27 protein-coding genes are annotated in these 26407 nt (G+C 69.4%); 13 read left to right on the forward strand and 14 right to left on the reverse strand.

Annotation, left to right across the window (positions count from 1 at the left end; all coding sequences use genetic code 11):
- Positions 1-13 precede the first annotated feature (13 nt).
- Positions 14-808, forward strand: a complete 795-nt coding sequence (locus ACVBD7_RS13355) for a thiazole synthase (protein WP_458093725.1) — start codon at positions 14-16, stop codon at positions 806-808.
- A gap of 27 nt (positions 809-835) precedes the next feature.
- On the opposite strand, the gene ACVBD7_RS13360 is transcribed toward ACVBD7_RS13355, so the two are convergent.
- The 4 genes from ACVBD7_RS13360 to ACVBD7_RS13375 all read right to left on the reverse strand — a co-directional run bounded on the left by ACVBD7_RS13360 (position 836) and on the right by ACVBD7_RS13375 (position 5480).
- The gene (locus ACVBD7_RS13360; RefSeq protein WP_458093726.1) at positions 836-1231 is read right to left on the reverse strand and encodes a hypothetical protein; all 396 of its coding nucleotides are present in this window, start codon (positions 1229-1231) and stop codon (positions 836-838) included.
- Positions 1232-1307: 76 nt separating this feature from the next.
- A complete protein-coding gene (locus tag ACVBD7_RS13365) occupies positions 1308-2591 on the reverse strand; it encodes a leucine-rich repeat-containing protein kinase family protein (protein WP_458093727.1) in 1284 nt (427 codons plus the stop codon).
- A gap of 99 nt (positions 2592-2690) precedes the next feature.
- Positions 2691-4295, reverse strand: coding sequence for a DHA2 family efflux MFS transporter permease subunit (locus ACVBD7_RS13370; protein ID WP_458093728.1), 1605 nt, complete (start codon positions 4293-4295; stop codon positions 2691-2693).
- Positions 4296-4319: 24 nt separating this feature from the next.
- On the reverse strand, positions 4320-5480 hold the full coding sequence (locus tag ACVBD7_RS13375; RefSeq protein ID WP_458093729.1) for an HlyD family efflux transporter periplasmic adaptor subunit: 1161 nt from the start codon (positions 5478-5480) through the stop codon (positions 4320-4322).
- A gap of 122 nt (positions 5481-5602) precedes the next feature.
- Between ACVBD7_RS13375 and ACVBD7_RS13380 the strand changes: the two genes are divergently transcribed.
- The 4 genes from ACVBD7_RS13380 to ACVBD7_RS13395 all read left to right on the forward strand — a co-directional run bounded on the left by ACVBD7_RS13380 (position 5603) and on the right by ACVBD7_RS13395 (position 9116).
- Positions 5603-6244, forward strand: a complete 642-nt coding sequence (locus tag ACVBD7_RS13380) for a TetR/AcrR family transcriptional regulator (protein WP_458093730.1) — start codon at positions 5603-5605, stop codon at positions 6242-6244.
- 343 nt (positions 6245-6587) lie between these two features.
- Complete coding sequence (locus ACVBD7_RS13385) at positions 6588-7718, forward strand: type III PLP-dependent enzyme (RefSeq protein ID WP_458093731.1); 1131 nt, start codon at positions 6588-6590, stop codon at positions 7716-7718.
- A 170-nt stretch (positions 7719-7888) separates the two neighbouring features.
- Positions 7889-8458, forward strand: a complete 570-nt coding sequence (locus tag ACVBD7_RS13390; RefSeq protein ID WP_458093732.1) for a DedA family protein — start codon at positions 7889-7891, stop codon at positions 8456-8458.
- Between the two features lie 193 nt (positions 8459-8651).
- Positions 8652-9116 (forward strand): Lrp/AsnC family transcriptional regulator, encoded by a 465-nt coding sequence (locus tag ACVBD7_RS13395; RefSeq protein ID WP_458093733.1) that lies wholly within the window; start codon positions 8652-8654, stop codon positions 9114-9116.
- 80 nt (positions 9117-9196) lie between these two features.
- Here ACVBD7_RS13395 and ACVBD7_RS13400 read toward each other — a convergent pair whose 3' ends face one another.
- A complete protein-coding gene (locus ACVBD7_RS13400; RefSeq protein ID WP_458093734.1) occupies positions 9197-10819 on the reverse strand; it encodes an ABC transporter substrate-binding protein in 1623 nt (540 codons plus the stop codon).
- A 107-nt stretch (positions 10820-10926) separates the two neighbouring features.
- On the opposite strand from ACVBD7_RS13400, the gene ACVBD7_RS13405 reads away from it, so the two are divergent.
- The 7 genes from ACVBD7_RS13405 to ACVBD7_RS13435 all read left to right on the forward strand — a co-directional run bounded on the left by ACVBD7_RS13405 (position 10927) and on the right by ACVBD7_RS13435 (position 17207).
- Positions 10927-12510 carry an ABC transporter substrate-binding protein gene (locus tag ACVBD7_RS13405; RefSeq protein ID WP_458093735.1) on the forward strand — a complete coding sequence of 528 codons (1584 nt, stop codon included), beginning with the start codon at positions 10927-10929 and terminating at the stop codon, positions 12508-12510.
- Between the two features lie 8 nt (positions 12511-12518).
- Positions 12519-12668 (forward strand): hypothetical protein, encoded by a 150-nt coding sequence (locus ACVBD7_RS13410; protein WP_458093736.1) that lies wholly within the window; start codon positions 12519-12521, stop codon positions 12666-12668.
- A gap of 46 nt (positions 12669-12714) precedes the next feature.
- Entirely contained in the window at positions 12715-13686 is a 972-nt protein-coding gene (locus tag ACVBD7_RS13415; protein ID WP_458093737.1) for an ABC transporter permease, read from the forward strand.
- Positions 13686-14618 (forward strand): ABC transporter permease, encoded by a 933-nt coding sequence (locus ACVBD7_RS13420; protein WP_458093738.1) that lies wholly within the window; start codon positions 13686-13688, stop codon positions 14616-14618. The genes ACVBD7_RS13415 and ACVBD7_RS13420 overlap by 1 nt, the downstream gene beginning before the upstream one ends.
- A gap of 1 nt (position 14619) precedes the next feature.
- Complete coding sequence (locus ACVBD7_RS13425) at positions 14620-15630, forward strand: ABC transporter ATP-binding protein (protein WP_458093739.1); 1011 nt, start codon at positions 14620-14622, stop codon at positions 15628-15630.
- Positions 15631-15689: 59 nt separating this feature from the next.
- Positions 15690-16697: an ABC transporter ATP-binding protein gene (locus ACVBD7_RS13430; protein WP_458097699.1), complete on the forward strand. Its 1008-nt coding sequence runs from the start codon at positions 15690-15692 to the stop codon at positions 16695-16697.
- 123 nt (positions 16698-16820) lie between these two features.
- On the forward strand, positions 16821-17207 hold the full coding sequence (locus ACVBD7_RS13435; RefSeq protein ID WP_458093740.1) for a VOC family protein: 387 nt from the start codon (positions 16821-16823) through the stop codon (positions 17205-17207).
- 6 nt (positions 17208-17213) lie between these two features.
- Here ACVBD7_RS13435 and ACVBD7_RS13440 read toward each other — a convergent pair whose 3' ends face one another.
- From ACVBD7_RS13440 to ACVBD7_RS13480, 9 genes are all read right to left on the reverse strand, one after another.
- Positions 17214-17723, reverse strand: a complete 510-nt coding sequence (locus tag ACVBD7_RS13440; RefSeq protein WP_458093741.1) for a DinB family protein — start codon at positions 17721-17723, stop codon at positions 17214-17216.
- Positions 17723-18721 (reverse strand): GNAT family N-acetyltransferase, encoded by a 999-nt coding sequence (locus ACVBD7_RS13445; RefSeq protein ID WP_458093742.1) that lies wholly within the window; start codon positions 18719-18721, stop codon positions 17723-17725. Before ACVBD7_RS13445 ends, ACVBD7_RS13440 begins: the two co-directional genes overlap by 1 nt.
- Complete coding sequence (locus ACVBD7_RS13450) at positions 18718-19920, reverse strand: pyridoxal phosphate-dependent aminotransferase (RefSeq protein ID WP_458093743.1); 1203 nt, start codon at positions 19918-19920, stop codon at positions 18718-18720. The genes ACVBD7_RS13445 and ACVBD7_RS13450 overlap by 4 nt, the downstream gene beginning before the upstream one ends.
- A gap of 43 nt (positions 19921-19963) precedes the next feature.
- Complete coding sequence (locus ACVBD7_RS13455) at positions 19964-20359, reverse strand: GNAT family N-acetyltransferase (protein WP_458093744.1); 396 nt, start codon at positions 20357-20359, stop codon at positions 19964-19966.
- A gap of 65 nt (positions 20360-20424) precedes the next feature.
- Positions 20425-21627, reverse strand: a complete 1203-nt coding sequence (locus tag ACVBD7_RS13460; protein ID WP_458093745.1) for a pyridoxal phosphate-dependent aminotransferase — start codon at positions 21625-21627, stop codon at positions 20425-20427.
- 80 nt (positions 21628-21707) lie between these two features.
- Positions 21708-22496 carry an ABC transporter permease gene (locus ACVBD7_RS13465; RefSeq protein WP_458093746.1) on the reverse strand — a complete coding sequence of 263 codons (789 nt, stop codon included), beginning with the start codon at positions 22494-22496 and terminating at the stop codon, positions 21708-21710.
- Complete coding sequence (locus ACVBD7_RS13470; RefSeq protein WP_458093747.1) at positions 22493-23329, reverse strand: ABC transporter permease; 837 nt, start codon at positions 23327-23329, stop codon at positions 22493-22495. Before ACVBD7_RS13470 ends, ACVBD7_RS13465 begins: the two co-directional genes overlap by 4 nt.
- Positions 23326-24402: an ABC transporter ATP-binding protein gene (locus ACVBD7_RS13475; RefSeq protein WP_458093748.1), complete on the reverse strand. Its 1077-nt coding sequence runs from the start codon at positions 24400-24402 to the stop codon at positions 23326-23328. Before ACVBD7_RS13475 ends, ACVBD7_RS13470 begins: the two co-directional genes overlap by 4 nt.
- Positions 24399-25490 (reverse strand): extracellular solute-binding protein, encoded by a 1092-nt coding sequence (locus tag ACVBD7_RS13480; protein WP_458093749.1) that lies wholly within the window; start codon positions 25488-25490, stop codon positions 24399-24401. The genes ACVBD7_RS13475 and ACVBD7_RS13480 overlap by 4 nt, the downstream gene beginning before the upstream one ends.
- 245 nt (positions 25491-25735) lie before the next feature.
- Between ACVBD7_RS13480 and ACVBD7_RS13485 the strand changes: the two genes are divergently transcribed.
- The gene (locus ACVBD7_RS13485; protein WP_458093750.1) at positions 25736-26386 is read left to right on the forward strand and encodes a hypothetical protein; all 651 of its coding nucleotides are present in this window, start codon (positions 25736-25738) and stop codon (positions 26384-26386) included.
- Positions 26387-26407: the final 21 nt, after the last annotated feature.

Genomic DNA, 26407 nt, shown 5'->3' on the forward strand with positions numbered 1-26407 from the left:
CATGGATGGCGTGATGACGGCCCCGCAGGACAGCGACACCGATGCCTGGGAGGTGGCGGGGCGCCGCTTTCGCTCCCGCCTTGTGGTCGGGACCGGGCGGTACAAGTCGCTCGAGGAGACCGCGGCCGCGATCGAGGCCTCGGGTGCGGAGATGGTGACGGTTGCGGTGCGGCGGGTGAACCTGTCGGACCCCGGGGCGCCGATGCTGCAGGATTTCGTCCCGCCCGACCGCTACACCTATCTGCCCAATACGGCCGGCTGCCACACGGCGAAGGAGGCAGTGCGGACCCTGCGCCTGGCGCGGGAGGCCGGGGGCTGGAACCTAGTGAAGTTGGAGGTGCTGGGCCCGCCGCCCTTCCTGTACCCGGACATGCCCGCGACATTCGAGGCGGCGGAGGCCCTGATCAAGGATGGCTTCGAGGTCATGGTCTATTGCGCCGATGATCCGCTGGCCGCCAAGCGGCTGGAGGAGATGGGCTGCGTGGCGGTGATGCCGCTGGGCGCGCCGATTGGGTCCGGGCTTGGACTGACCAACCCGTTCATGCTGCGCTCGATCATTGAGAACGCTGGGGTGCCGGTGCTGGTGGATGCCGGAATCGGCACGGCGAGCGAGGCGGCGCAGGCTATGGAACTGGGCTGCGACGCGGTGCTGCTGAACTCCGCCATCGCCCACGCGAAGGACCCGGTGCGGATGGCACGGGCGATGAAGGCGGGGGTAGAGGCCGGGCGCCATGCCTACCTCGCCGGGCGGATGCCGCGGAACTATTCCGCCGATGCGTCGAGCCCGATGGCGGGACTGATCCGCTAGGCCGGAGGCGGCCCCGGTCGGTTCCCCTCAGTCCTCCCAGTAGGGCGGCAGGTATCCCATCTCCCTGTCGCTGTCCGTGCCAAGGCGGGAGGCGCAGAGAAAGTCGAGCAGGGCGAGGCCCGCCAGCCCGGCCAGGGCCAGCTTCACATTGGCGCGCTGGCGCGGCCCGTAGGACGGGGTGCCGACGAGGACAGCGGCGTCCAGCGCGTCCCCAGCAACCCGGGTCCAGAGCAGGGGTGCCGAAGCGGGGTTGGCAAGGATGGCGGATCCGATGGCCACGCCGCGCAGGCCGAACATTCGGATCAGCCCCGTGCGGCCCGTCATGCCCAGCATTTCCGCCAGCCTGCGGCCGCCTACAAGCTTCGTGACACCAAGGCCGACGCTGAGCCAACCAAGCGAGCGGGACAGGGCGATGACGTTCATGCGGGCTCTCCTCGCGCGGGCGGGCGCGTTCTGCCCGCGATAACGCAGGGGCGCGAAAAAGGCTGACGCAGGGCGCTCAGGAAGGAGGGAGCGCGCGCAGCACTTCCGCCATCAGCGGGCGATCCGTGGGGACCGGGGCGGTGCAGCGATGCTGCAGGGCCCGGAGGGCGGCGGCTCCGGGCGGCTCGGTGGTGCAGCGGTCCAGCAGCTCGCCGAGGAGGATGCCCCAGGCGCGGGTCTCGATCTGCTGCAAAGCCTGGCCCGCGGCGCCGGCCGGGAGGGTAGAGGCGGCGCCGAAATCGCTGAGAACGCCGCGGCCCGGACCGCCATCCCAGAGGAGGTTGTGGGCGTAAAGGTCGCCGTGCAGCAGGCCGCGCGCGTGCAAATGGGCGGCGGCAGATGCGGTGCCCTGCGCCAGCCGGAGGGCGGCCTCGGGAGAGAGGCGTAGGGCGGGGTCGTAGGCGTCGCGTGTGCAGCCCTCGGGGCTGGGCGGGTCGGCCAGGGGGCGCCAGGTCTCGGGCAGGAGGGACATGAGCAGGCCGTCCAGCCCCTCGGGATGACCGACGACGCGGCCGAGGGCGCCGGTGAGGTTGGGGTGCTCGCCGGCGGCGAGGAGCGCGGCCATCTCGCGCTCGGGCAGGCCGTCGCTGGTCATGGCGCCCTTGAAGAGCTTGAGGGCAACTGGGCGGGTTCCCCAGAGAGCGCGATGGACGCGGCCGGAGGCGCCCTCGCCCAGCAGCGGGCCGGGTTGCAGCGCGTCCCAAGGGATATTGGCCGCAGCGAAGGAGACCTCGCGGTCGAGAGGGTTGCCGGACCAGGCAATCCAGGCGAGGCGCGGAAGGCCCGAGAGCCAGGGCGGCAGGGCCTCGAAGCGGTTGGCGGAGAGGCGGATCAGTTCGAGATTTGGTGTCTCGGCGAGGCGCTCGGGCAGGGCCGAGAGGTGATTGCCGGCCAGCATCAGCTTCTGCAGCGCGGGGCGGTCACCGAGGGCGGCCGGGAGTTGCTCGATGCCGTTGTCGGTGAGGGTGAGCCAGCGCAGTGCGGGAGGCAGGGCTTCGGCGGGGATGTCGCGCATCCCGCAGCCGCGGGCGCCGAGCTGACCGAGGGCAGGGAGGTCACCCAGCACCGGGGGCAGGCGCTGCATCGGATTGCCGGAGAGAAACAGGATCTTCAAGCAGCGGAGACGGGCGAAGTCCGCTGGCAGGTTGGTGAGCGCGTTGCGGCCGAGGTCCAGCACCTCCAGCGTCTCCGCCAGGCCGAGGAGCTCGGGCGGCGGCTCCGTAAGGCCGAGGCCGGCGAGGTTCAGCGTGCGGGCCCCGGCAAGGGTGCCGCGGCGCAAGGCGTCGAGCGTGGTGCTCACGGGCACGCGCCGGGGCGGCCTGGGGAGGGGCGGGGCATGGCGGGCCGGGCATAGGGGTCGGGCCGCGGTGGGCGCAAGGCCAGGGCGATGATGCCGGCGCTAATGCGCGGCGCCGCCCCCTCCCCCGGGCTTGGGCGCCTTGACCAGCAGCACCAACGGAACGGAGAGCGCGAAGAGGGCCGCGATGACCACCAGCACGTCGTTATAGGCGAGGATCAGCGCCTCCCGCGTGATCATGGCAGAGACGCGGGCGAGGGCCGCATGGTCGGCCGCCTCGCCCAGGCGCGGGGTGAGGGCGGAGGCGATGGAGTCAATCGTCTGCGAGGTACCTGGGCGGGCCCAATTGGTGGCCTCCGCCAAGTGCAGGCGGTGAGCGGCGGAGCGGTCGATCACCAGCGTGTTGATGAGGGCGAGGCCGACGGCGCCGCCGAGGTTGCGCATGAGATTGAACAGGCCGGATGCGTTCTTGATCTTGGCCGGCGGCAGGGTGCCGAGCGCCACCTGGTTCACCGGCACCATCGCGAACATCGTGCCGACGCCGCGGAGAGAGAGGGGCAACCAGAGCTCGGCGAAGGAGGATTGCGCCGTGAGCTGAGAGGTCATCCACATGGCAATGGCCGTGGTGCCCATGCCGAAGCCGAGCAGGATCCGGAGATCCAGCACGCGGGTCAGGCGGCCTACCACGGGGGCGGCCAGGAACATGGCCAAGCCCGTGACGAACATCGTCTCGCCGATCTGCAGCGAGTTGTAGCCGCGGATGCGCCCGAGGAAGAGCGGCACGAGATAGACCGCGCCGTAGAGGCCGATGCCGACGAGGAAGGCGAAGACGCTGCCGAAGGCGAAGTTGGCGTTGCCGAAGGCGCGCAGCTCCACAATCGGATCCTGGCGGATGAAAGCACGCCAGAAGAAGACGAGGCCACCGATGAGGGCTGCGCCGGCGAAGGTGGCGATGGTGGGATCGTCCAGCCAGTCCCAGCGCGGCCCCTCCTCCATCACGTATTCCATGCTGCCGAGGAAGACAGCCATGGCTATCAGCCCCCACCAATCGAAGCGGGAGAAGAGGCGCGGATCGCCCTCGTCGATGTCCATCGTGTTCCAGACAACGACGGCGATCATCGCGCCGATGGGCACGTTGATGAGGAAGAGCCAGTGCCAGGACAGGCTCTCCGTAAGGTAGCCGCCGAGCGTCGGGCCGATGGTGGGGGCGAGGGTGGCGGTCAGGCCGATAAGGACGGAGACGCTGGCGCTGCGCGGGCCCTTGAACAGGATGAAGGCGGTGGCGAAGACCGTCGGGATCATCGCGCCCCCGAGGAAGCCCTGGCAGGCGCGGGCGAGGATCATGACCGGCAGGGACGAGGCGGTGGCGCAGAGCAGGGAAAAAATGGTGAAGCCCGTGGCCGAGATGGTGAACAGCACGCGGGTGGAGAGCAGGCGCGAGAGGAAGCCTGAGAGCGGGATCATGACAATCTCCGCGATCAGGTAGGAGGTCTGCACCCAGCTCGCCTCGTCCGGGCTGGCGGCGAGGCCGGCCTGGATGTCACCAATGCTGGCGGAGACGATCTGGATATCCAGGATCGCCATGAACATGCCGAGCACCATCGTCATGAACCCCAGGAAGTGCCGCCCGGACACGCCCGCGATCCCGGCCTGGGGGGCAGGGGCCGGAATGGCGGGGGTCGCGGCAGCGGCCGTGCTGGCGGACATGGCGATGGTGCTCGTCTCGCGTCCTCAGCGGCCGATGATCGAGGCGGCGGCGCCGAGGAGGGAACGGGGGGCGTGCGGGTCGTCGCGCGTGTCCACCTCGGCCTCGACCGACAGGCCGGGGCGAAGATTGGCCACATTCTGTCCGGGCTCGACAGCGATGCGGACGGGCACGCGCTGGACGATCTTGGTGAAGTTGCCGGTCGCGTTCTCGGGCGGCAGCAGGGAGAACTGGGCGCCGGTGGCGGGCGCCAGACTCTGCACCGTGGCATGGAGCGCGCCGCCGGCATCCACTGAGAGCTCCACCGGCTGCCCCTCATGGATGCGGCGGAGTTGGGTCTCCTTAAAATTGGCCGTGATGTAGAGGCGCTCGGCGGGCGGAGAGACCGCGATCAGGTTCTGCCCTGCGCGGACGTGCTGGCCGAGTTGGGCGGCGCGGTTGCCGGCGACGCCCGCAAAGGGCGCGCGGATGGTCGTGTAGTCGAGATTAGCCTCTGCCAGTTCGAGTGCCGCCCGGGCCGCATCGCGGCGGGCGACGGCGGAGCGGGCCTGGGCCTCAAGCACCGGGATGGCGCCGCGGGCAGATTCGAGGCCGGCCTGGGCGACGGCAACCGCAGCTTCCGCCCGCCGCCGGGCGGCGGTGGTGCGGTCCACGGCTTCCCGCGTCCCGAAGCCGCTGGAGGCCAGCGACCCAGCGCGGCCAGCATCGGTGACAGCGAAGACGCGGTCGGCCTCGGCCTGGGCGATCTGAGACTCGGCCGAGGCGACCTGGGCCCCGGCCTGGGCGCGCTGGGCGGCGAGGGTGCCGATATTGGCTTCGGCCTCGGCCAGGGCAGCGGCGGCCTGATCGCGACGCGCCTGCCAGTCGCGGCGGTCCAGCTCGATCAGGGGCTGGCCGGCATCTACTGCCTGGTTGTCGGCCACGAGGATGCGAGCAACGTCGCCCTCGATCCGGGAGGAGAGGACGGCGATGTCGCCGCCGACATAGGCGTTGTCGGTGGATTCCATGTACCGGCCGACCTTCCAGTACCAGGTCCCGCCAACTGCACCGCCGGCCAGGAGCAGTAGGGCGATCAGCGGGAGGGCGCGACGGAAGCGGGAGCGGCGGGGCTTTTCGGCCGGAGCGGCGGCTGCGGCGTCGCTGGCACGGGGTTCGGTGTCGGGGATGGTCGGTGTCCGGGCATTCATGGCAACTGAACCGTTCAGTTCAGTGTTCTAAATGGGATGCGGCCAGTGGGTTGTCCATGGAAAACTGGACGGTTCAGTATCACATGATGGCGCAATTCCCTGCCCCGGAGGTTCCCGCTCCCTTGTCCCTCGCCCTCGCCTCTGCCACCGAAACCTCGCCCAAGCGGTCCGCTATCCTTGCTGCCGGGGCGCGGCTGTTCATGGGCGTGGGCTACGCCACCGTCTCCATGGACGCGGTGGCGAAGGAGGCCGGCGTGTCCAAGGCCACGGTCTATGCCCATTTCGCGAGCAAGGAGGCGTTGTTCGGCGCCATCGTGGGGGAGCGCTGCACGACCATCGCAGCGCAGTCGGAGGAGATCGCGTCCCACGCCGCCACGGCGGACGGGGCGCTGCGGGAGATGGGGCGGCTCTGGATGCGCTTCCTGCTGCAGCCGGAGAGCGTGGCGATCCATCGGACCGTGATCGCGGAATGCGCCCGCTTCCCGGATCTGGCACGCGCCTTCTACGAGGCCGGGCCTGGATCGGGCCATGCTTGGCTGACGCGTCGGATCCAGGAGGAGCAGCGCCAGGGGCGGTTGCGCCCCGATGCCAATCCGGTGGTGGCGGCGGACCACATGATGGGGCTGCTGCGCGGCGAGTTGTACCTCCGAACCGTGCTGGGTGGCCCAGTGCCGAGCGACACGGCGATCGGCGCGGTGGTGGATCAGGCCGTTGAGGTGTTCCTGCGTGCCTACCGCGTGCCGGTGGAGGTTTCGACGCCGTAATCCGACCGGTCGCCATGCAGTTCGGCCCGGGTTTCGGCCGGTCACTTCCAAGTTAATCCGGGACCTTTCCGGCGGTTCTGATGCCTCACGGAAAAAATCGGGTCCTGGGGTCGAGATGGGCCTTGCACCCCCGGGGCACGGGGGCTATCTGCCCCACAGACGCAGTACGCACGTGCCTCTGGCCCGCAAGGTTACGCAACGACGTCAAGCGTTCTGGCAACCCCTGTCGGCAAGACCTGACAGGCTCTCACTTGGTCGCTGGTTCGTTCGACCGTTCGTCAATCTTGGCAGGGAACCCGCTCAGTTGCGGAGGCCTTGCCGCCTCTAATTGGGGGTGGGTGCTATGACTCCGAAGATCGCGCAGTTCCTGGCCGATGTGCAGCCGGCGACGCCGTGCCTGGTGCTCGACGTGGACCGCATCGAGCAGAACTACCGGCGCCTGCAGACGGCCCTGCCGCTGGCTCGCATCTACTATGCCGTGAAGGCCAACCCGGCGCACCAGATCCTGGAGCGCCTGGCGGGGCTCGGCTCCTGCTTCGACGCGGCCTCCTTCGAGGAGATCTCGGCGGCGCTCGAGGCCGGCGCGGCGGCGGAGTCCATCTCCTACGGCAACACCGTGAAGAAGGAGAGCGCCATCCGGGCCGCCTATGCCCGTGGCGTGCGGATGTTTGCCTTCGACTCCGAGGGTGAGCTGGAGAAGCTGGCCCGTTCGGCGCCCGGCGCCCGCGTGTACTGCCGCATCCTGGTGGGCAATGATGGCGCCGAGTGGCCGCTGTCGCGCAAGTTCGGCTGCGAGGTCGAGATGGCGCGCGAGCTGATGATCAAGGCGGGCGAGATGGGGCTGGATCCCTTCGGCCTCTCCTTCCATGTCGGCAGCCAGCAGACCAACCCGGGTGCCTATGCGGCGGCGATCGCCAAGGTGGCCATGCTGTTCACCGACCTCCGCGATGCCGGGGTGAAGGTTCGCATGGTGAATCTGGGCGGCGGCTACCCCGTGCGCTACCGCTCCGAGGTGCCGGAGATCGACGATATCGGCGCGGCCATCATGGGCGCGATGGCGGAGCATTTCGGCAATGCCCTGCCCGACATCGTGGTCGAGCCCGGCCGCTTCATCGCGGCGGATGCGGCGGTGGTCTCGGCCGAGGTCGTGCTCGTCTCCCGCAAGGCGAAGGACGATCCGGTGCGCTGGGTGTACCTGGACATCGGGCGCTTCGGCGGGCTGGCGGAGACGGAGGGCGAGTCGATCAAATACGCCTTCCGCACGCCGCATGACGGGCTGGAGGAGGGGCCGGTGACGATCGCGGGGCCGACCTGCGACAGCACCGATACGCTCTACGAGAAGTCAAACTACCGGCTGCCGGCGGCGCTCCAGCCCGGCGACCGGATCGAGATCCTCTCGACCGGCGCCTATGTGACGACCTATGCGAGCCAGGCCTTCAATGGCTTCGCTCCTTTGGGCGAGCACTACATCTGATTGCGGCCAAAGATGTGTTGATGGGAGGGGGCGCCTTGCGGCGCCCCTTCTCATATTCATGCCCAGGCGCCTTGCCGAAAGAATCCGTCTCCTTTGTGCGACAAGGAATCGATTTCGCTTTCTTGAGGATGACGCTCCGGTAATAATGCTCCAAAGGACTGGGGGCTCGCGTGGCAGAGTTCTGGGCTGACTGGGGTGCGGCCGCCTATCTTCTGGCGGCGCTATGGGCGTTCTTCGAGGGTGAGACCTTCGTGCTGGCCGCTTCCGCCATCGGGGCGATGACCGGTGCCGTGGACCCCTGGCTGTTGATGGGAGCCGTCTGGATCGGCTCCTTCCTGGGGGACCAGACCTGGTTCACCCTTGGGCGGAAATACGGCCCGCGCATCATGAAGCGCTACCCGAAGGCCGAGGCCAAGATGGCCAGCGCCACCACGATGCTGCTGCAGTACGGCACCATCTTCATCCTGACCTTCCGCTTCCTCTACGGCATCCGCAACGTGGCGGCCGCGGCCTGTGGGCTGGCGGGTATCGGCCGGCTTCGCTTCGCCGTGCTGAATTTCATCGCGGCCGGTGTCTGGGCGGGTAGCTTCGTGGCGGCGGGCTGGTTCCTGGGTGGTCTGATCGGGCCCGAGCGGCTGTTCCACGCCATTGCCGGCGGCGCTCTGCTGATTCTTGCGGTGCTCCTGTTCCGGCGCTTCTACCGCAGGCGGCGCCTGGCCCGGACAGTACCAGTCCTCTGAGCCTGTCCGGGCGACGCGGGCCGCAGGGCCCGATGACGGGGGAGCGCGAGCTCCCCTTCCCTGCGCACGGACCGGGCCGGGATCTCCGGTAAGTTCCGTTTTTGCAGCACGCGCTTCGCTTGCCGGCTCGTTCCGGGCCTATTCACGCTCCGGGGCGATTTTCAGCGACGGCGAGAGGCTCTACGCTCACCTGATGGACGAGATTGACCGCAACATCCTGATCGCCGTGCAGCAGGACGGCGCCGCGGGGCTGTCGGAACTGTCCAAGGTCGCCGGCCTTTCGGTTTCCGCGACGGCCGAGCGCGTGAAGAGGCTGGAGGAGCGCGGGACCATCCGCGGCTGGCACGCGGCGCTCGACCCGGCGGCCGTGGGCTGCCCCCTGCTGGCCTTCGTGATGGTGAAGCTTCGGCCCGGCCGCGACGACGGCGCCTTCCGCAAGGCGATGCGCCGCGCCGGCGCGGTGCTGGAGTGCCACGCGGTGAGCGGGGCCTGGGACTGCATGCTGAAGCTGCGGCTGCCGGATCTTGCAGCGCTGGAGCGCTTCGTGGCCGACGAGGTGCGCGGTCAGACCGGGGTGGAGCGGACGGAGATTGTTGTCGCGCTGTCCTCGGCGAAGGAGACGATGATCCTGCCGGTGGCGGAGGCCGACGAGGAGTAGCGCGCCCGGTAGGGGCACGTGGAAAGGGTGCCGTGGGATCCGGGGTCCGGAAGGCCAGGCCTTCCGGACCCCGCTTCGCATCAGGCGGCCGGTGTCACCGACGCTGCCAGGGTGCGCTCGTCCGCGCGCGCGTCGTAGGCGAGGCCGCGCTTCAGGGCCCAGAGGTTCACCAGCTGGAAGAGCGGGATGAAGGCCAGGTCGTCCATGGCCATCTTCACCGCCTGCTGCAGCAGCTTCTCGCGTGTGCCGTCGTCGAGGGTTGCGACGGCGCGCTCGGTCAGCGCGTCCAGCTCCGGATTGACGTAGCGGCCGTTGTTGTTGGCGCCCAGGCGCTTCTCCGGGTTGAAGGTCCCGGTAATGTTGACGAGGGTGTAGGACGCCTCGCCCGTCACGCTGCCCCAGCCGAGGAGCCGGATGGCGAATTCCTGCCGGTTGTTGCGGACCGAGAAGCTGGCCCAGGGCAGCGCATCCACCGTCGTCTGAACGCCGACGCGCTGCCACATCTGGGCGACGGCCTGGATGATACGGGAGTCGTTCGGGTACCGGTCATTCGGGCCGTGCAGGGTGAGCTTGAAGCCCTGCGGGTAACCCGCCTCGGCGAGCAGTGCCTTGGCCTGGTCGGGGTTGAAGGCGTCGGCCTTCACTTCGGGGTTGTAGCTGTAGGAGCCGGGGGGCAGCCACTGACCGGTGGGCGCGGCAGTACCCTCCATCACCTGGCGGCACAGGGCCTCGCGGTTGATGGCAAGCGACAGCGCGCGGCGCACCTTCAGGTCGTTGAAGGGGTTCTTCGGCAGGGGCTGGCCGGCATTGTCGGTGACGAAGGGAACGTTGCTGTCCCGCGAGCGGTCCGGAACCAGATAGATCACGCGCACGCCCTGGACCTCGGCGAGGGTGACGCGGCTCTCGCGGCGCAGGCGGGCGAGGTCGCTGGTGGGAACCTGGTCGATCAGGTCCACGTCGCCGGCGAGGAGCGCCGCCGTACGGGCGCTGTCGTTGCCGATGAAGCGGTAGGAGACACGGGTCCAGGGCTGCTTCGGGCCGAACCAGTCGTCGTTGCGGACCAGCTCCGTCCGGTCGCCGGGGGCGTAGGAGGCGACCTTGTAAGGGCCGGTGCCGATGGCGGCCTTGCCGGAGTTGTAGTCCTCGGTGGCCGCACCCTGGCCGACATGGCGGGAGATGACGGCGACGGAACCGAGCTCGGTCGGTAGCAACGGAGCAGCAGCGGCGGTGTGGAAGCGGATCGTCAGCGGGTCGACGACCTCGACGCGGCGGATCGCCCGAACGAAGCCGCCGAAGCCGCCCGGGGAATTCGGGACGTTGGGCGTGCGCTCGATGGTGAAGGCCACGTCATCGGCGGTGAAGGGCTTGCCGTCATGCCACTTCACGTTCGGGCGCAGCTTGAACTCCCACACCGTCTCGGAGACGGGCGTCCAGCTGAGGGCGAGGCCGGGGACGAGGCGGGTCTGGGCGTCGCGCTCCACCAGCCGGTCGAAGATGTGCATCGACAGGCTGTTGTTCGGGGCAGCGTTGTAGAAATGCGGATCGAGTGATGTGACGGCGCCGCCGATGCCGATGTTGAGCGGACGGCCCGCGGGGGCCGGGGCGCCCTGAGCATCGGCCACCGAAGGGGCAAGCCCGCCGGTGATGGCTGCCAGGGCGGCAGCGGCTGTGACAAAGAGGCGTCGGCTGATGGGCGCTGTCACGTTAATCTCTCCCATTTTTAATCTCGGATGTCGCAAACTAGCGGGAGAGGCCACGGACTGCTAGAACAGGCCCGGGAAGGCGCCATCGGGAAACCCGGGGGACTGTTATGAAGAAGAAGATCGTGTCGGTGGCCGCTGCGGCCGCCCTTTCGGCATTCGCGCTGCCTGGCGCAGCGGGGGCACAGACCCTGAACCTGGCTGTCGGCGCGCCCGTTACCTCGCTCGATCCGCATTACCATGCGCTGTCACCGAACTACGCGGTGGCCGACATGCTGTTTGACAGCCTCACGGCCTTTGACGCCCGGGCGCGCATCGAGCCCCGGCTGGCGCTGAGCTGGACGCCGATCTCCGAGAGCGTGTGGGAGTTCAAGCTTCGGCCCGGGGTGAAATTCCATAACGGGAACGACTTCACGGCCGAGGACGTGGCCTTCACCATCGCCCGCGTGCCGACGGTGCCGAACAGCCCGTCCTCCTATGGGATCTACACCCGCGCTATCCAGCGCGTGGAGGTGGTGGACCCGCTGACGGTGCGCTTCCACACCAATGGCCCCTACCCGCTCCTGCCCGTTGATCTCGGCCAGATCCAGATGCTGGACAGCGAGACCCATGCGAACCCGCTGACGGAGGAGTTCAACTCCGGCCGCCTGGCCATCGGCACCGGTCCGTTCCGCATGACCAGCTACCGCAGCGGCGACCGGATCGAGTACACGCGCAACGACGCCTATTTCGGCAACAGGCCGCACTGGCAGCGCGTGAACTACCGCATGATCACGAATGATGCGGCGCGGACCGCGGCGCTGCTCTCGGGCGATGTGGACTTCATCGATCAGGTGCCGACGAGCGACATCGCCAAGCTGCGCGGCGACCAGCGCGTGCAGCTGAGCGAGGTGGACGGGCTGCGGCTGATCTTCCTGGCGCTGGACCATTCGCGCGACGGCTCCACGCCGTTCATCACCGACAATGACGGCAAGCCGCTGCCGCGCAATCCGCTGCGCGATGTTCGGGTGCGGCAGGCGCTGTCTCTTTCCATCGACCGGCAGGCGATCACGGACCGGGTGATGGAGGGCGCCTCCAGCCCCACCACGCAGCTGCTGCCTCCCACCGCCTTCGGCGCCCTGCCCGATCGGCGCGTGCCGCGGGCCGATGCGGATGCCGCGCGCCGGCTGCTGGCCGAGGCCGGCTATCCGCAGGGCTTCCGCATCACCCTGCACGGGCCGAACGATCGCTACATGAACGATGCCCGGATCATCCAGGCGATCGGGCAGATGTGGACGCGCATCGGCGTGCGCACCGCGGTGGAGGGGCAGCCCTGGGCCACATTCGTGGCGCGGGCCGGGCGGCAGGAGCTTTCCGCCATGCTGGTGGGCTGGGGCACCTCCTCCGGCGAGCCGACCAGCCCGCTGCGTTCGCTGCTGGCAACGGCGACCCCGGCGCGCGGCTGGGGCGGGTCCAACCGCGGGCGTTATTCTAACCCCGCGATGGATGCGAAGCTCGACGAAGGGCTGCGGACGCTGGATGACGCCCGGCGCGAGGCGGTGCTGCGCGAGGCGACGACCATTGCCATGGACGACGTCGGCATCATCCCGATCCATATCCAGAAGAACATCTGGGCCATGCGGCGCGGGCTGCGGCACGAGGCGCGTGCGGATGAGCTGACGCGCGCGCAGGACATCAGCCCGGCGCAGCCCTGAGCGGCGACATGGCAGTTCGGACAGGGGTGAAGGCGATGACGACGCTGCTGCCGGCCGCCACCGTGGTTCCTGTGCTGCCCGATGCACAGGCGCGGACCCTGACGAGGCGCGTGGATGGGGCCCTTCGGGCACCCGATCCGCGCCCTGCCCAGCCATGAAGGGTGCCGCCGAGAGAGTCGCGGCCGCGCCCGAGGGAAGTAAAAGATGAGCGTTTATCTTCTGCGCCGGCTGATCCAGGCGGCGCTGGTGATGCTGGCGATGTCGGTCATCGTCTTCATCGGCGTCTACGCGATCGGCGATCCGGTGGAGATCCTGATCTCGCCGGATGCGGACCAGGCGGAGCGGGCGCGAGCGATCGCGGCGCTCGGGCTCGATAAGCCGCTGTGGGAGCAGTATTTCTCCTTCCTCGGCGCGGCGTTGCAGGGCGACCTCGGCCGCTCCTTCGTATTCAACGAGCCGGCGCTGAAGCTGATCGGGCAGCGAGCGCCGGCGACGCTGGAGCTGGCCTTCGGCGCCACCTTCCTGGCGATCCTGGTGGGGCTGCCGCTCGGCCTTTATGCCGGGCTGCGGCCAAACGGGGCCGGTGCCAAGGCGATCATGGCGGGCTCCATCCTCGGCTTTTCCCTGCCGACCTTCTGGGTGGGGCTGATGCTGATCATGGTGTTCGCCGTGCAGCTCGGCTGGCTGCCCAGCACGGGGCGCGGTGAGACGGTGGAACTGCTGGGGATGCGCTGGTCCTTCCTGACCTGGAATGGGCTGGCGCATATGGCAATGCCGGCGCTGAACCTGGCGCTTTTCAAGATCAGCCTCGTTATCCGCCTGACCCGCGCGGGCGTGCGGGAGACGATGCTGATGGACTTCGTGAAGTTCGCGCGCGCCAAGGGGCTCTCGCCCAGCCGGGTGATCGGCGTGCATGTGTTCAAGAACATCCTGATCCCCGTCGTCACCGTGGTGGGGCTGGAACTCGGCTCGACCATCGCCTTCTCGGTGGTGACGGAAAGCGTGTTCGCCTGGCCGGGCATGGGCAAGCTGATCATCGACAGCATCAACGTGCTCGATCGCCCGGTCATCGTGGCCTATCTGATGAGCATCGTGCTGATGTTCATCATCATCAATCTGGTGGTGGACCTGCTCTATTCCGTGCTGGATCCCCGCGTGCGGCTGGAGAGCAAGTGATGAGCGTCACCACCGCCGAGCCCACGCCCGTCGTCCCGCCCGTCAAGGCACCGCGCGTCGAGACGCCGTTCCAGCGCTTCGTCTCGGAGTTCGCGGAGAGCAAGATCGCCCTCGGCGCGCTGATTGTCTTCGTGGCGATCGTGCTGATTGCGATCCTCGCGCCCGTGATCACTCCCCAGAACCCCTACGACCTTGCCCAGCTCGACATCATGGACGGCCGGCTCGAGCCGGGGTCGCGCAACGGCGACGACACCATGACCTTCTGGCTCGGCACCGATGATCAGGGGCGCGACATGCTCTCGGGCATCATGTACGGGCTCCGGATCAGCCTCGTCGTGGGCGCGGGCTCCGCGATCGTTGCGGCGATCGTGGGTGCCTCGCTCGGCATGCTCGCGGCTTATGCGGGCGGCAAGACCGATACGATCATCATGCGGCTGGTCGATCTCCAGCTCTCCTTCCCGACGATCCTCTCGGCGCTGATGATCCTGGCCTTTCTCGGCAAGGGGATCATGAACGTCGTCATCGCGCTGATCGTGGTGGAATGGGCCTATTATGCCCGGACCATCCGCGGCACGGCGCTGGTGGAGCGGCGGCGGGAGTATGTGGAGGCGGCACAGTGCCTGGCACTGCCGACGCGGCGGATCATCTTCCGCCACCTGCTGCCGAACTGCATGCCGCCGCTGATCGTGGTGGCGACCATCCAGATCGCCCGCGCCATCGCGCTGGAGGCGACGCTGTCCTTCCTCGGCCTGGGCGTGCCGATCACGGAGCCCTCGCTCGGGCTGCTGATCGCCAATGGCTACGAGTACATGCTCTCGGGCAAGTACTGGATCTCCTTCTATCCCGGCATCGCGCTGCTCATCACCATCGTCTCGATCAACCTGGTCGGCGACCATCTGCGCGACGTCCTCAACCCCCGGCTCAAGAAGTAACGTGCAGCCCTCCGTCCCCGCCTCCGCGGCGCCCCCCACCCTGCAGGTCCGGAACCTGCAGACGAAGTTCTTCACGCGCGCCGGCGTCGTGCCGGCCGTCAACGATGTGTCCTTCACCGTGGAGCGGGGGAAGGTGCTGGGGCTGGTCGGCGAGTCCGGCTCCGGCAAGACCGTCACCGGCTTCTCCATCATGCGGCTGGTGGACGAGCCCGGGAGGATCACCGGTGGGCAGATCCTGTTCGACGGGCGGGACCTCGTCTCGGCCTCGGAGGAGGAGATGCGGCAGCTTCGCGGCAACCGCATCGCCATGATCTTCCAAGACCCGATGATGACGCTGAATCCGGTCCTGCGCATCGACACGCAGATGATCGAGACGATGCAGGCCCACCGGAAGATCAGCCATGAGGCCGCCCGCCAGCGCGCGCGGGACACGCTGGGCATGGTGGGCATCCCCTCCCCCGACGAGCGGCTGAAAGCCTATCCGCACCAGTTCTCGGGCGGCATGCGGCAGCGCGTGGCGATTGCCATCGCCCTGCTGCACGAGCCGGAGCTGATCGTGGCGGACGAGCCGACGACGGCGCTGGACGTGACGATCCAGGGGCAGATCCTAGCCGAGGTACAGAAGCTGGCGGCCAATACTGGCACCTCCATCATCTGGATCACGCACGACCTCTCCGTCGTCGCCGGTCTCGCGGACGATATTGCCGTGATGTATGCGGGCGAAATTGCCGAGTACGGATCGGTCGTCGATGTGCTCGATCATCCGCTGCATCCCTATACGGTCGGGCTGCTGGGTTCCGTGCCCAGCCGCAACAAGCGTGGCGAGCCGCTGCGGCAGATCCCGGGGACCACGCCGTCCCTGCTGAACCTGCCGCCGGGCTGCCCGTTCCAGACACGGTGCCCGCGTGCAGCGGATGTGTGCCGCCAGTCGCCCCCCATGGCCGAGATCCTGCCCGCCCATGAGGCGCGCTGCTTCCGGCCCCATCTCGAGGACGCGGGAGTGGCCGCATGAGCGAGGCGATCCAGACCCCGGAGCAGGCGGCTTCGGCCGCGCGGGCCCAGGGCGAGAAGATGATCGAGGTGGTGGGTGTCTCCCGCCGCTTCGCCAAGCGGCTGGATTTCGCCGGCAAGATCCTCGCCAAGCTGGGCGCCCCGCTGCGCGACGAGGTGGTGCATGCGGTGGACAAGGTCGACCTGACCATCCGCCGCGGCGAGGTGGTGGGGCTGGTCGGCGAGTCCGGCTGCGGGAAGTCCACCCTCGGGCGCATGGTGGCGGGCATCCTGCCGCCTTCGGATGGCAGCATCCTGTGGCGCGGGAAGGACCGCACGGGGTTGCAGGGCAAGGAATCGCGCGCGGCGACGCTGCAGGCGCAGATGATCTTCCAGGACCCGATGTCCTCGCTCAACCCGCGCCTGAAGGTGGCCGAGATAATCGGCGAGGCGCCGCTGTTCCACGGGCTGACCACGCGGGCGGGCTTCAGCGCTTATGTGGATGAGCAGATGCGGCGGGCGGGGCTCGATCCTTCCTTCAAGTCGCGCTACCCGCACCAGTTCTCGGGGGGGCAGCGGCAGCGCATCGGCATCGCACGCGCCCTTGCGGTGCAGCCGGAATTCCTGGTCTGCGACGAGTCCGTGGCGGCGCTGGACGTTTCCATCCAGGCGCAGATCCTGAACCTGTTTATGAAGCTGCGGCGGGAGCTGGACCTCACCTACCTGTTCATCTCGCACGATCTCGGCGTCGTCGAGCATCTGAGCGACCGGGTGGTGATCATGTATCTCGGCCGGGTGGTGGAGGAGGCGCCGACCGATGTCGTCTTCGCCCGCGCCAACCACCCCTATACCCAGTCGCTGCTCGCCTCCGTGCCGCGGATCGAGGCGCGGAAGAAGGCTTTCGCCGTGGTGCGCGGGGAGATCCCCTCCCCGCTCAACCCGCCGGCCGGCTGCCACTTTCATCCGCGCTGCCCGCACGCCTTCGATCGTTGCCGGGTGGAGATCCCGGCGCTGGTCGAGGTGGCGCCGGGGCACAAGAGCCGGTGCCATCTGAACGACCTGCCGAACCATGGGGGCCAGCCGGTATGATCAGGGTGATGCTGGTGGCGGTGGCGCTGCTCGGGCTTGCCGCCTGCGAGCCGCGGGAGGGCTCGCGCGGGGCCTATGTGGGTGGTAGTGCCGGAATCAACGTCGCCCGTTGAGGATGCTGCCATGACCCGCTTCGCCTTCGACCATGTGCATCTCCGCAGTCCCGATCCCGATGCGACGGGCGCTTGGTTCGTGGAGAGCTTCGAGGCGGTTCAGGTCCGCCGGCAGGAGACGCCGACGAGCCTGCGGGTGGTGCTGGACCTCGGTGGGTTGAACCTGTTCATCGACCGGGTGCCTGCCAGCACGCCGTCCGTCCCGCCCGCGCCTTTCCTCGGCATCGAGCATCTGGCGCTCGCGGTCACGGGGATCGACGCCGTGGTCGAGGAGCTGCGCGCCAAGGGCGTACGGATCGTGATGGAGCCGAGCAACCCGAACCCGACGACGCGGATCGCCTTCGTCGAGGGGCCAGAGCAGGTTCGGGTCGAGCTGCTCGAGCGCTCGCCGGGCTGATCCGGCTCAGATCACCAGGAAAAGATCGGTGTCGCCGGTGTCCTCACCGGCGGCCGTGAGCAAGGCGTGCGCCTGCCCGCGGTGATGGGTCTGGTGGTTGAAGAAATGCGTGACCAGCAGGCCGAGGGGACGCGACACCTCGCGGCCGGCGGCGCCGCTGTACCAGGTGAGATCGCCGGCCAGCCATTCCGGCGTGATGCCCTCAGCCCAGCCGGTGATGCGGGCATCCACTGCGGTGCGGGCGGCGGAGAGAGTGGCGAAGTCCGGCTCCATCGCCGGGCTTTCCTTCAGCGCCACCGAGGGCTTCGGGCCACCGTCGAAGCGAGACATCCACTGCATGTCGCCCCAGAGCAGATGGTTGAGCGTGCCGTGCAGGCTGCCGAAAAAGGCACCGCGGGGCTCGCGCCGGGCCGCGTCGGGCACCCGCGCGGCGGCCGTGAGCAAGCGGCGGTTCATCTCGGCGTTGTAGGCTGCCATCATCCGACACCAGGCCGGGGTGATGAGGGTCTCGGTCATCACGGCCGTTTCCAGAACAGGATCGTGTCCAGCAGGCTGCCATCGGCCCTTCGCGAATAGCCGGGGATGCGGCCGGCCTCCTGCCATCCCAGGCCGCGATACAGGGGCTCACCGCCGCTGCCCGCTTCCGTATCCAGAACGAGAAGGCTGCGGCCGGTGGCGCGCGCGGTCTGCTCCACGCGCTGCATCATGGCGCGGCCGATGCCGCGGCGCTGGAAGGCCGGGTCCACCAGCACCTTCGCCACCTCCGCGCGATGGGGCGCGTTGGGCTGCTGCGCGAGGACGAGTTGCGCGGTGCCGGCGAGCTGGCCGTCGCACCACGCGGCGAGGAGCACCACGCGGCCGGTGGCGACATCGGCGGAGACGCCGCGCCAGTAGGCACGGGCGGCCTCGCCCGAAAGGGGCGGCAGGTAGGAGACGGAGGCGCCGGCATTGACGCAGGCGGCCAGGATCTCCGCCAGGCGGCGCTCGGCGCTGGCCGCGGCGGCAGCATCCAGCACCTCCACCACCACGCCCGTCGCGGGCTTGGCGTAGCGGAATTCGAGGGACTTGGAGATGTCGTCGAGGATACGGATGGAGCCGGCGCGGACATAGCCGCGCTTCTCGTAGAAGCGGTGCGCCGCCTCGAAGCGCGTGTCGGTCCAGAGGATCATGCGGCGGGCGCCGTGCTCGACGGCGTAGCGCTCCGCGCCGTCCAGCAGGGTGTGGGCGAGGCCGGTGCCGCGCGCGGATTTCGCGACGTACATGCGGCCGATTTCCCAGGCCTCATCATCGTCGCGCAGCGGGCGCGTGGCGACCATGCCGACGAGTTCGCCATCCTGCTCGGCAGCCCAGAGGGCGCCGCCGACCTTCTCGAAGTGATGCGCCAGGGCGCGGAGCTCGGGCACCTCGGCGTCCACGTCGAGCACGCAGTTAGGGTACTCGGCCCAGGCATCGCCGATCAGGCGGATGAAGGCTTCCGCATCGGCGTCGCGGCCGGGGCGGATGATCGCGGTCACGTCAGGCCCCGGCAGAAGTCCTGGATGCGGCTGCAGGCCTCGCGCAGCGTCTCCGTGTCCGTCGCGTAGGAGAGGCGGATATAGGGGCTCATGCCATAGGCGGTGCCGGCGACGGTGGCGACGTGGTTCTCCTCCAGCAGCGCCATCGCGACGTCCTCATCCGTCTCCAGCCGGCGGCCGCCGGCGCTGCTGCGCCCCAGCAGGCCGGCGACGCTGGGATAGACGTAGAAGGCGCCCTGAGGGTGGTGACACTGCAGGCCGGGGGCCTCGTTCAGCATCGCCACCACGATGTCGCGGCGCTCGCGGTAGATGCGGGCGCGCTCGGCCACGCCGTCCTGCGGGCCATCGAGGGCGGCGATGGTGGCGGCCTGGGCGACGGTGGCGATGCCGTTCGTCGTCTGGCTCTGCATGTTGGTCATGGCCTTGATCAGCGCCCGGTTGCCGCCGCAGAAGCCGACGCGCCACCCCGTCATCGCATAGGTCTTGGAGGCGCCGCTGACGGTGAGCACGCGATCGCGCAGGCCGGGTTCCACGGCGGCGATGCTGTGGAAGCCCGTCTCGACGTAGCTGATGTGTTCGTACATCTCGTCCGACATCACCCAGACATGGGGATGGCGCATCAGCACGGCGGCAAGCGCCGCCACCTCGTCACGCGTCAGCGCGGCGCCGGACGGGTTGTTCGGGAAGTTCAGCACCACCCATTTCGTGCGCGGCGTGATGGCGGCATCGAGGTCCTCGGGGCGCAGCTTGAAGCCGTTGTTCTGCGGGCAGGGCACGAGGACGGGCACGCCGCCCGCCAGCTTGCCGATATCGGCATAGGCCGACCAGAACGGGGTGGGGATGACGATCTCGTCGCCCTTGTCCACGCTGGCCAGCAGCGCATCCAGGATGACCTGCTTACCGCCATTGCCGATCAGGATCTCGTTCAGCGCGTAATCCAGCCCGTTCTCGCGCCGGAACTTGCGCTGCACGGCGGCCTTCAGCTCGGGCCAGCCGTCATTCGGGGGATACTTGGTCTTGCCCGCTAGGGCGGCCTGGTGCGCGGCCTCGATCGCATGGGGCGGGGTGGCGAAGTCCGGCTCGCCGACGGTGAGGCTGATGACCTTGTGCCCGGCCTCGCGGAGTTCCCGCGCGCGGATCGACATGCGGGTGGAGCCGGAGACCTGGATCTCCTGCAGTCTCTGGGCGAGGGCGGGCATTCGGGAACTTCCAGCAGTGTCGGTGCAACAAGGCGGGCGAAAACTAGGCCCCGGGCGGGGCCGCGCCAACCCCGGGCGCGGCCGCGGGGCGCTCGTAGAGGCGGTCGAACCCGGTCTCTTCTGTCAGGCGGAAACCGGCGCGCTCGTAGAAGCGGGCGGCGGGGCTTTGCTTCAGCACCTCCAGCCGCGTCGGGATCCCCGGCCGCTCCGCGAGGATGGCGTCCAGCACGGCGCGGCCGAGCCCGCGGCCCTGCGCATCCGGTTCGAGATAGAAGGAGTGGATCTCGCGGTAATCCGCCCCATCGAGCACCGCGACGCAGCCGAGGACGCGGCCGTTGCTCTCGATCAGGCGAAAGGCCGCTGGGTCGAAGCCCGCCCGCATCCGGGCACGGCGGCGGGCGGGGTCGTACCGCCCCAGCCGCTCCAAATGCGGGCGCATCACCCGCATCGAGAGGTCGAGCAGGGCCTCGAAGTCGCTCTCCGCGGCAGGGCGGAAGGCGAAGATCAGTGCAGGCCCTGGCAGAAGCGCTGGATGCGCGTGCAGGCTTCCTTCAGCTGGTCGTCGGCCGCGGCGTAGGAGATGCGCATGTAGCCCGGGAACAGGAAGGCGGAGCCGTGCACGGTGGCGACGCCCTCCTCCTCCAGCAAGGCGAGGACGAACTCCTCATCCGTGCTCAGCAGCTTGCCTCCTTTGGTGGTCTTGCCCAGGCAGCCGGTGACGGAGGGGAAGACGTAGAAGGCGCCTTCCGGTGTGTTGCAATGGATGCCCGGCGCCTCGTTCAGCATGGAGACGACGAGGTTGCGGCGGCGCTCGAAAGCCTGGCGCATCTCCTCCACCGTCTCCTGCGGGCCGTTCAGCGCCTCGACGCCAGCGGCCTGGGTGATGGAGGAGGTGTTGGAGGTGGACTGGCTCTGCAGCTTGTCCATCGCCTTGGCCAGCGCGGCCGGGGCACCGGCATAGCCGAGGCGCCACCCGGTCATCGCATAGGCCTTCGACAGGCCGTTCATGGTCACGGTGCGGTCGCGAAGGCGTGGCTCCACCTCGACGACGGTGGCGAACTTGAAGCCATCATAGACGAGCTTCTCGTAGATATCGTCCGTGAAGACCCACACATTGGGGTGGCGCAGCAGCACGTCGGTGAGAGCCTTCAGCTCCTCGGCCGTGTAGGCGGCGCCCGTGGGGTTGCACGGGTTGTTCAGCATGAACCACTTGGTCTTCGAGGTGATCGCGGCCTCGAGCTGCTCGGCGGTGATCTTGAAGCCCTGGTTCGGGCCGGCCTCGACGATCACGGGCGTGCCGTCCGCGAGGGCGACGATGTCGGGGTAGGACACCCAGCAGGGGGCGGGGATGATGACCTCGTCGCCTTTGTCCAGCGTCGCGATCATCGCGTTGAAGATCACCTGCTTGCCGCCGGTGGAGACGGTGATCTCCTCCGGCTTGTAGTCCAGGCCGTGGTCGCGCTTGAACTTGGCCGCGGCAGCCTCGCGCATGGCCCGGGTGCCTGACACGTCGGTGTAGCGGGTCTCGCCGGCCTCGATCGCGCGGATCGCGGCATCCTTCACGTTGCGCGGGGTCTCGAAGTCCGGCTCGCCGGCCGAAAGGCTGATGATGTCCCGCCCTGCCGCCTTCATCTCACGCGCCTTGGTGGAGATGGCGATGGTCTGGGAGGGGGAGATCTTGTTCAGGCGCTCGGCGGTAAGGGTCATCGCTCTCGGACTTGTCGGTTTCGTGACGGCGCGGACCCTACCCCCCCTCGCCCGCAGGCGGAACCGCCGGAATCCGCATTTCAGTCCCGCCGACGCAACAAAAGGCCGACCGCGCCAAGGGTGAGCGCGGCGGCGGCGAGCAGGAGCGTGGCCAGCGCGTTCACCTCCGGCGTCATGCCCAGGCGCAGCATGGAGAAGAGGGCGACCGGCAGGGTGGTGCCGGCCGGGCCCGAGGTGAAGGAGGCCAGCACCACGTCATCGAGCGAGAGGGTGAAGGCGAGGAGCCAGCCCGCGGCCAGCGACGGCGCCATGAGCGGCAGGGTGATGGTGGCGAAGGTGGTGGCCGGGGTGGCGCCGAGATCCAGCGCCGCTTCCTCCAGGTCCCGGTCCGCGGTCGCGAGGCGGGACTGGACGATGACGGCGACATAGGCGCTGCCTAGCGTGGCATGGGCGAGAAGGACGGTGACCGCGCCCCGCCCTGCCGGCCAGCCCGTGGCGGCCTCGAGCGCCACGAAGAGGAGAAGGAGGGAAAGGCCGGTCACCACCTCCGGCAGGACCAGCGGCGCACCGGCCAGGGCGCCGAGCGCCGAGCGCCCGGCGAAGGGGCCGTGGCGGGCCAGGACCCAGCCAATGGCACCGCCGAGAAGGACCGCGAGACTGGCCGCGCCGGCGGCGACGCGGAGGGATAACCAAGTGGCCTCAAGCAGGCGGTCATTGGCGGCCAGGGCCGTGAACCAGCGGAGCGAGAAACCGCCCCAGCGGAAGGGCACCGCGTCCCCGGAGAAGGCGTAGGCGACCAGCAGGACCACGGGCAGCCAGAGGAATGCGAGGCCTGACCAGAGGGCGGGACTGAGCCAGCGGGGCGTCATGCATGCCGGCCCAAGCGCTGGAACAGGATGATCGGGCCGATCAACAGCGCGAGCAGGGCCAGGGCCAGGGCGCTGGCGACCGGCCAGTCGCGGTTCTGGAAGAACTCCTGGAACAGCACGCGGCCGACGAGGGTGGCGTCGGACGGGCCGAGGAGCTCGGGGATCACGTACTCGCCCGCGGCCGGGATGAAGACGAGGAGGAAGGCCGCGGCAAGGCTGGGGGCGAGCTGCGGCAGGGTGACTGTGAGGAAAGCGCGGCCGGGCGTGGCGCCGAGATCGGCGGCGGCCTGTTCCAGCGCGGGGTCCAGCCGGGTGGCGGCGGCGAAGATGGGCAGCACCGCGAAGGGCAGGTAGGCGTGGACCATGCCGACGAGCATGGCGCCGTGGCTGTAGAGCAGCGGGATGGGCTGGTCCGTCAGGCCCAGGCTGCGCAGAACACTGTTGATCCAGCCCTCGTCGCGCAGCAGGCCTATCCAGGCGCCGATGCGGATGAGAAAGCCGGTCCAAAAGGGCAGCAGCACGGCGCCGAGCAGCGCGTCGCGCCAGCGACCGGCGCGAGCGATGGCAATGCCCATCGGCATGGCCAGCAGCAGGCAGAGCGCAGCGGTGAGCGCGGCGGTGATGAGGGACTGGACCAGTGCGGCGCGGTAATGCGGATCCTCGGCGAGGAGCCGGAGGTTTTCGGGATTAACCCCCTGCCCTGCCCAGGGGGTGGCGTAGGGAGGCACGCCCTCGGCCTGCCAGGACAGCGCCATGATGCCGACCAGCACCAGCGGCGCGGCCACGAGCAGCGCGAGCCAGAGGCCGGGGAACAAGCGGAGCGCGATCCTCATCCCTGTAGGGGCACCACGGAGGCAGCATCCCAGGTCACGCGCACATCCGCGCCGCGCGGCGGCGGCGCACCGTCCTCCTCGGCATGGGAAACGCGCAGCAGGGCGCCACCGACCAGGCGTACGAGGAGCATGCTGCTCTCCCCGCGGAAAGCCGCCTCCTCCACCCTGCCGGCAGCGCTGTTCTCGCCCTCGGCCGGCGCGAGGCGGATGCGTTCGGGGCGAAGGGCAACAGCGCCGACGCCTTCCGGCAAGCGCGCGGCGGCGCGGAGAGTGCAGGCGGCACCAGGGCAATCGAGCGCGCCATCGGCGGTGCGGCTACCCGTCAGGATGTTGGCGGCGCCAAGGAACTCGGCGACGAAACGGGTGGCCGGGCGATCGTACAGCTCGCGCGGCGGGGCGACCTGCAGCAGGCGGCCGCGATCCATCACCGCGACGCGGTCGGCGAGGGCCAGGGCCTCGGCTTGGTCGTGGGTGACCATGATGAAGGCGGCGCCGCTCTCCCGCTGGATGGCACGCAGCTCGAAGCCGGTGCGCTCGCGCAGATTGGCGTCGAGCGCACCCAGCGGCTCGTCCAGCAGCAGGAGGCGCGGGCGCTTCACCAGGGCGCGGGCCAGGGCCACGCGCTGGCGCTGGCCGCCGGACAGTGCGTGGGGTCGGCGGGATTCCAGCCCGTCCAGCCGCAGCAGGGCGATGGCCTCGGCGACGCGGGCGGCGATCTCGGCACGGGGGCGGGATTCGCGCCTGAGGCCGTAGCCGATATTGGCGGCGACCGTCATGTGCGGGAACAGCGCGTAGGACTGGAACATCATGTTCACGGGGCGGCGGTGCGGAGGCGTACCGAGCAGGTCCGTACCGTCCAGCTGCAGGGTGCCGGCATCGGGTGTCTCGAAACCGGCAACCACGCGCAGCAGGGTGGACTTGCCGGAGCCCGAGCCACCGAGCAGGGCCAGGAACTCGCCCGGCGCGACATCGAGCGAGACGCCGTCCAGCGCCGCCACGGCGCCGAAGCGGCGGGTGACGCCATGGAGGGAGAGGCGTGGCGGGGTCAGCGGCCGCGCGGCACCGCCCGTCAACGGCCGGCCTTGAAGCGAGACCAGGAGCGGGCGCGGGTGCGCTCGGCGGCCGGGCCGGGGGCGGCGACGGTAAAGCTGCGCGCAACGGCCTCCGCCGAGGGATAGACGTTCGGATCCGCCGCGACCTCCGCGCGCAGATGCGCGCGGGAAGCGGGGACGGCGTTGGGATAGTGCACCTGGTTGGTCACGCCGGCGATCACCTCGGGTCGCAGCATGTAGTTGATGAAGCGCTGCGCCGCATCGGGGTTCGGCGCATCCGCGGGAATGGCCAGCATGTCGAACCAGAGCTGCGCGCCGCCCCTCGGCTGGGCGTAGCTCAGGCCGCCATTCGGGGCGCGGCTCTGCGCCTGCACGACATCGCCGGAATAGGTGAGCACGGCGCAGTACTCGCCCTGCGCCAGTGCGTCCGTGATGGCGGCGGAGGGGATGATGGCGCGCACATGCGGGCGAATCGCCAGCAGCGCCGCCTCGGTCGCCCGCGCATCGGCGGCATCGGCGCTGTTCGGGTCCTTGCCCAGCCAGCGGAGGACGGAGGGGATGACGTCGATGCCGCTGTCCATGATGGCGATGCCGCAGCGGGCGATGCGGCTGGCGTTCTCAGGCTTCAGGATGAGGTCGAGGCTGTCGAGCGGTGCGTCGGGCGCCAGGGCCCGGATGCGGTCCGCGCGCAGGCCCATCCCGATCGTGCCCCATAGGTAGATCGCGCCGTGGCGGTTGCCGGGATCGCTGCCGGCCACCTGGGCAAGCAGCGCGGGATCCTGGTTGGCCCAGTTCGGGATGGCCTGGCGGTCCAGCACGCGCAGGGCGCCGGCACGCGCCAGGCGGGCGAAGCTCGGCTCGCTGGTGGGCACGACCACGTCGTAGCCGGAACGCCCGGCGGAGAGCTTGCCCTCCAGCGTCTCCAGGCTGTCATACACGTCGTAGCGCACGCGGATGCCGGTCTCGCGCTGGAAACCCTCGATCGCCTGCGCGTCGATGTAGTCGGCCCAGTTGTACACGTTCAGGACCGGTTGCTGCGCCACCGCAGGTCCGGCAAGGACGGATGCCAGCAGCAGGAGGGCTGGCAGCAGGGGGCGAAAAGGACTCATGCCGTCTCCCGAAGGGGCGCTGGAAGGGCGCAGGTTATGTGGAAGCGGGCCGCGCGCAAGCTGGGTATGTTTTCTGGACTGAAATAGGAACTTGTTCTTGACTTGAGGCGGATGGTCCTGTAGTTCCCCTCCTGCCAACGGGACAACTGCGCCCGCATCTCCAGACACCCTTTCAGCCCCGCCCGGCCCTGCCGCGCGGGGTTTTTCGCGCCCGCCCCGCGTCTTCCGGCAGGAGCCATGCCCGCATGCCCTACATTGCCAGCAACCTGATCCCGATCGTTGCCGCCGACAGCTTCACCCTGTGGCTTTACAAGACAGGCGACACGCGGGCCACGGTGCTGTCGGCCGGGTATTTCGCGGCGGCGGGCAACCGGTTGCTCTCCGGCCACATGATGGTGCTGCAGGCGGCGGACGCGACGGCCATCCTGCCGGTCCGCGCCGGTGCGGAGGTCGGGAACGGGCTCGTCGTCGATGCCACCTCCTCCCCGCTGCGGCTGAACGGCGCGGGCTCGCTCGACATCGAGGCGGACCTTGCTGCGGCGGCGGTCGCGCGCTGCATCAATCTCGGCCCGGTGCCGAGCGGCGTGAACCAGGGCGAGACCTTCACCGTGCAGGCCGCCGCCTCCGGCGCGACCACCTCGGTGAGGTTCAGCATCGTCAACGCGGCCGGAACCGTGGTGGTGGGGCCGACGACCGCCGCGGTCGCCTCGGGAAGCGCCATCGCCACGCTGACGGCGCCCGTGCCGGGCACGGGCTACCGGCTGAAGGCGGAGGACGCGGCGGATGCGCTGGTGGCGCAGCTCTCTCCCTCCTTCGTGGTGCTCTCCGCCTTCGCGCTGCTCATCGAGAGCGGGCTCGGCATGCTCGCGGAGACCGGTTCCAGGCTCGTGATGTAGCGCCTCCCCTTCCCCGCACCT

The sequence above is a fragment of the Roseomonas sp. WA12 genome (assembly GCF_054165765.1).

Bases quoted from the DNA above. Each gene is read 5' to 3' on its own strand.
- ACVBD7_RS13355 (WP_458093725.1), top strand. From the start codon at position 14: ATGACGGCCCCGCAGGACAGCGACACCGATGCCTGGGAGGTGGCGGGG.
- ACVBD7_RS13360 (WP_458093726.1), bottom strand. From the start codon at position 1,231: ATGAACGTCATCGCCCTGTCCCGCTCGCTTGGTTGGCTCAGCGTCGGC.
- ACVBD7_RS13370 (WP_458093728.1), bottom strand. From the start codon at position 4,295: ATGTCCGCCAGCACGGCCGCTGCCGCGACCCCCGCCATTCCGGCCCCT.
- ACVBD7_RS13375 (WP_458093729.1), bottom strand. From the start codon at position 5,480: ATGAATGCCCGGACACCGACCATCCCCGACACCGAACCCCGTGCCAGC.
- ACVBD7_RS13385 (WP_458093731.1), top strand. From the start codon at position 6,588: ATGACTCCGAAGATCGCGCAGTTCCTGGCCGATGTGCAGCCGGCGACG.
- ACVBD7_RS13395 (WP_458093733.1), top strand. From the start codon at position 8,652: ATGGACGAGATTGACCGCAACATCCTGATCGCCGTGCAGCAGGACGGC.
- ACVBD7_RS13405 (WP_458093735.1), top strand. From the start codon at position 10,927: ATGAAGAAGAAGATCGTGTCGGTGGCCGCTGCGGCCGCCCTTTCGGCA.
- ACVBD7_RS13410 (WP_458093736.1), top strand. From the start codon at position 12,519: ATGGCAGTTCGGACAGGGGTGAAGGCGATGACGACGCTGCTGCCGGCC.
- ACVBD7_RS13415 (WP_458093737.1), top strand. From the start codon at position 12,715: ATGAGCGTTTATCTTCTGCGCCGGCTGATCCAGGCGGCGCTGGTGATG.
- ACVBD7_RS13420 (WP_458093738.1), top strand. From the start codon at position 13,686: ATGAGCGTCACCACCGCCGAGCCCACGCCCGTCGTCCCGCCCGTCAAG.
- ACVBD7_RS13430 (WP_458097699.1), top strand. From the start codon at position 15,690: ATGATCGAGGTGGTGGGTGTCTCCCGCCGCTTCGCCAAGCGGCTGGAT.
- ACVBD7_RS13435 (WP_458093740.1), top strand. From the start codon at position 16,821: ATGACCCGCTTCGCCTTCGACCATGTGCATCTCCGCAGTCCCGATCCC.
- ACVBD7_RS13440 (WP_458093741.1), bottom strand. From the start codon at position 17,723: ATGACCGAGACCCTCATCACCCCGGCCTGGTGTCGGATGATGGCAGCC.
- ACVBD7_RS13450 (WP_458093743.1), bottom strand. From the start codon at position 19,920: ATGCCCGCCCTCGCCCAGAGACTGCAGGAGATCCAGGTCTCCGGCTCC.
- ACVBD7_RS13455 (WP_458093744.1), bottom strand. From the start codon at position 20,359: ATGCGCCCGCATTTGGAGCGGCTGGGGCGGTACGACCCCGCCCGCCGC.
- ACVBD7_RS13460 (WP_458093745.1), bottom strand. From the start codon at position 21,627: ATGACCCTTACCGCCGAGCGCCTGAACAAGATCTCCCCCTCCCAGACC.
- ACVBD7_RS13465 (WP_458093746.1), bottom strand. From the start codon at position 22,496: ATGACGCCCCGCTGGCTCAGTCCCGCCCTCTGGTCAGGCCTCGCATTC.
- ACVBD7_RS13470 (WP_458093747.1), bottom strand. From the start codon at position 23,329: ATGAGGATCGCGCTCCGCTTGTTCCCCGGCCTCTGGCTCGCGCTGCTC.
- ACVBD7_RS13480 (WP_458093749.1), bottom strand. From the start codon at position 25,490: ATGAGTCCTTTTCGCCCCCTGCTGCCAGCCCTCCTGCTGCTGGCATCC.
- ACVBD7_RS13485 (WP_458093750.1), top strand. From the start codon at position 25,736: ATGCCCTACATTGCCAGCAACCTGATCCCGATCGTTGCCGCCGACAGC.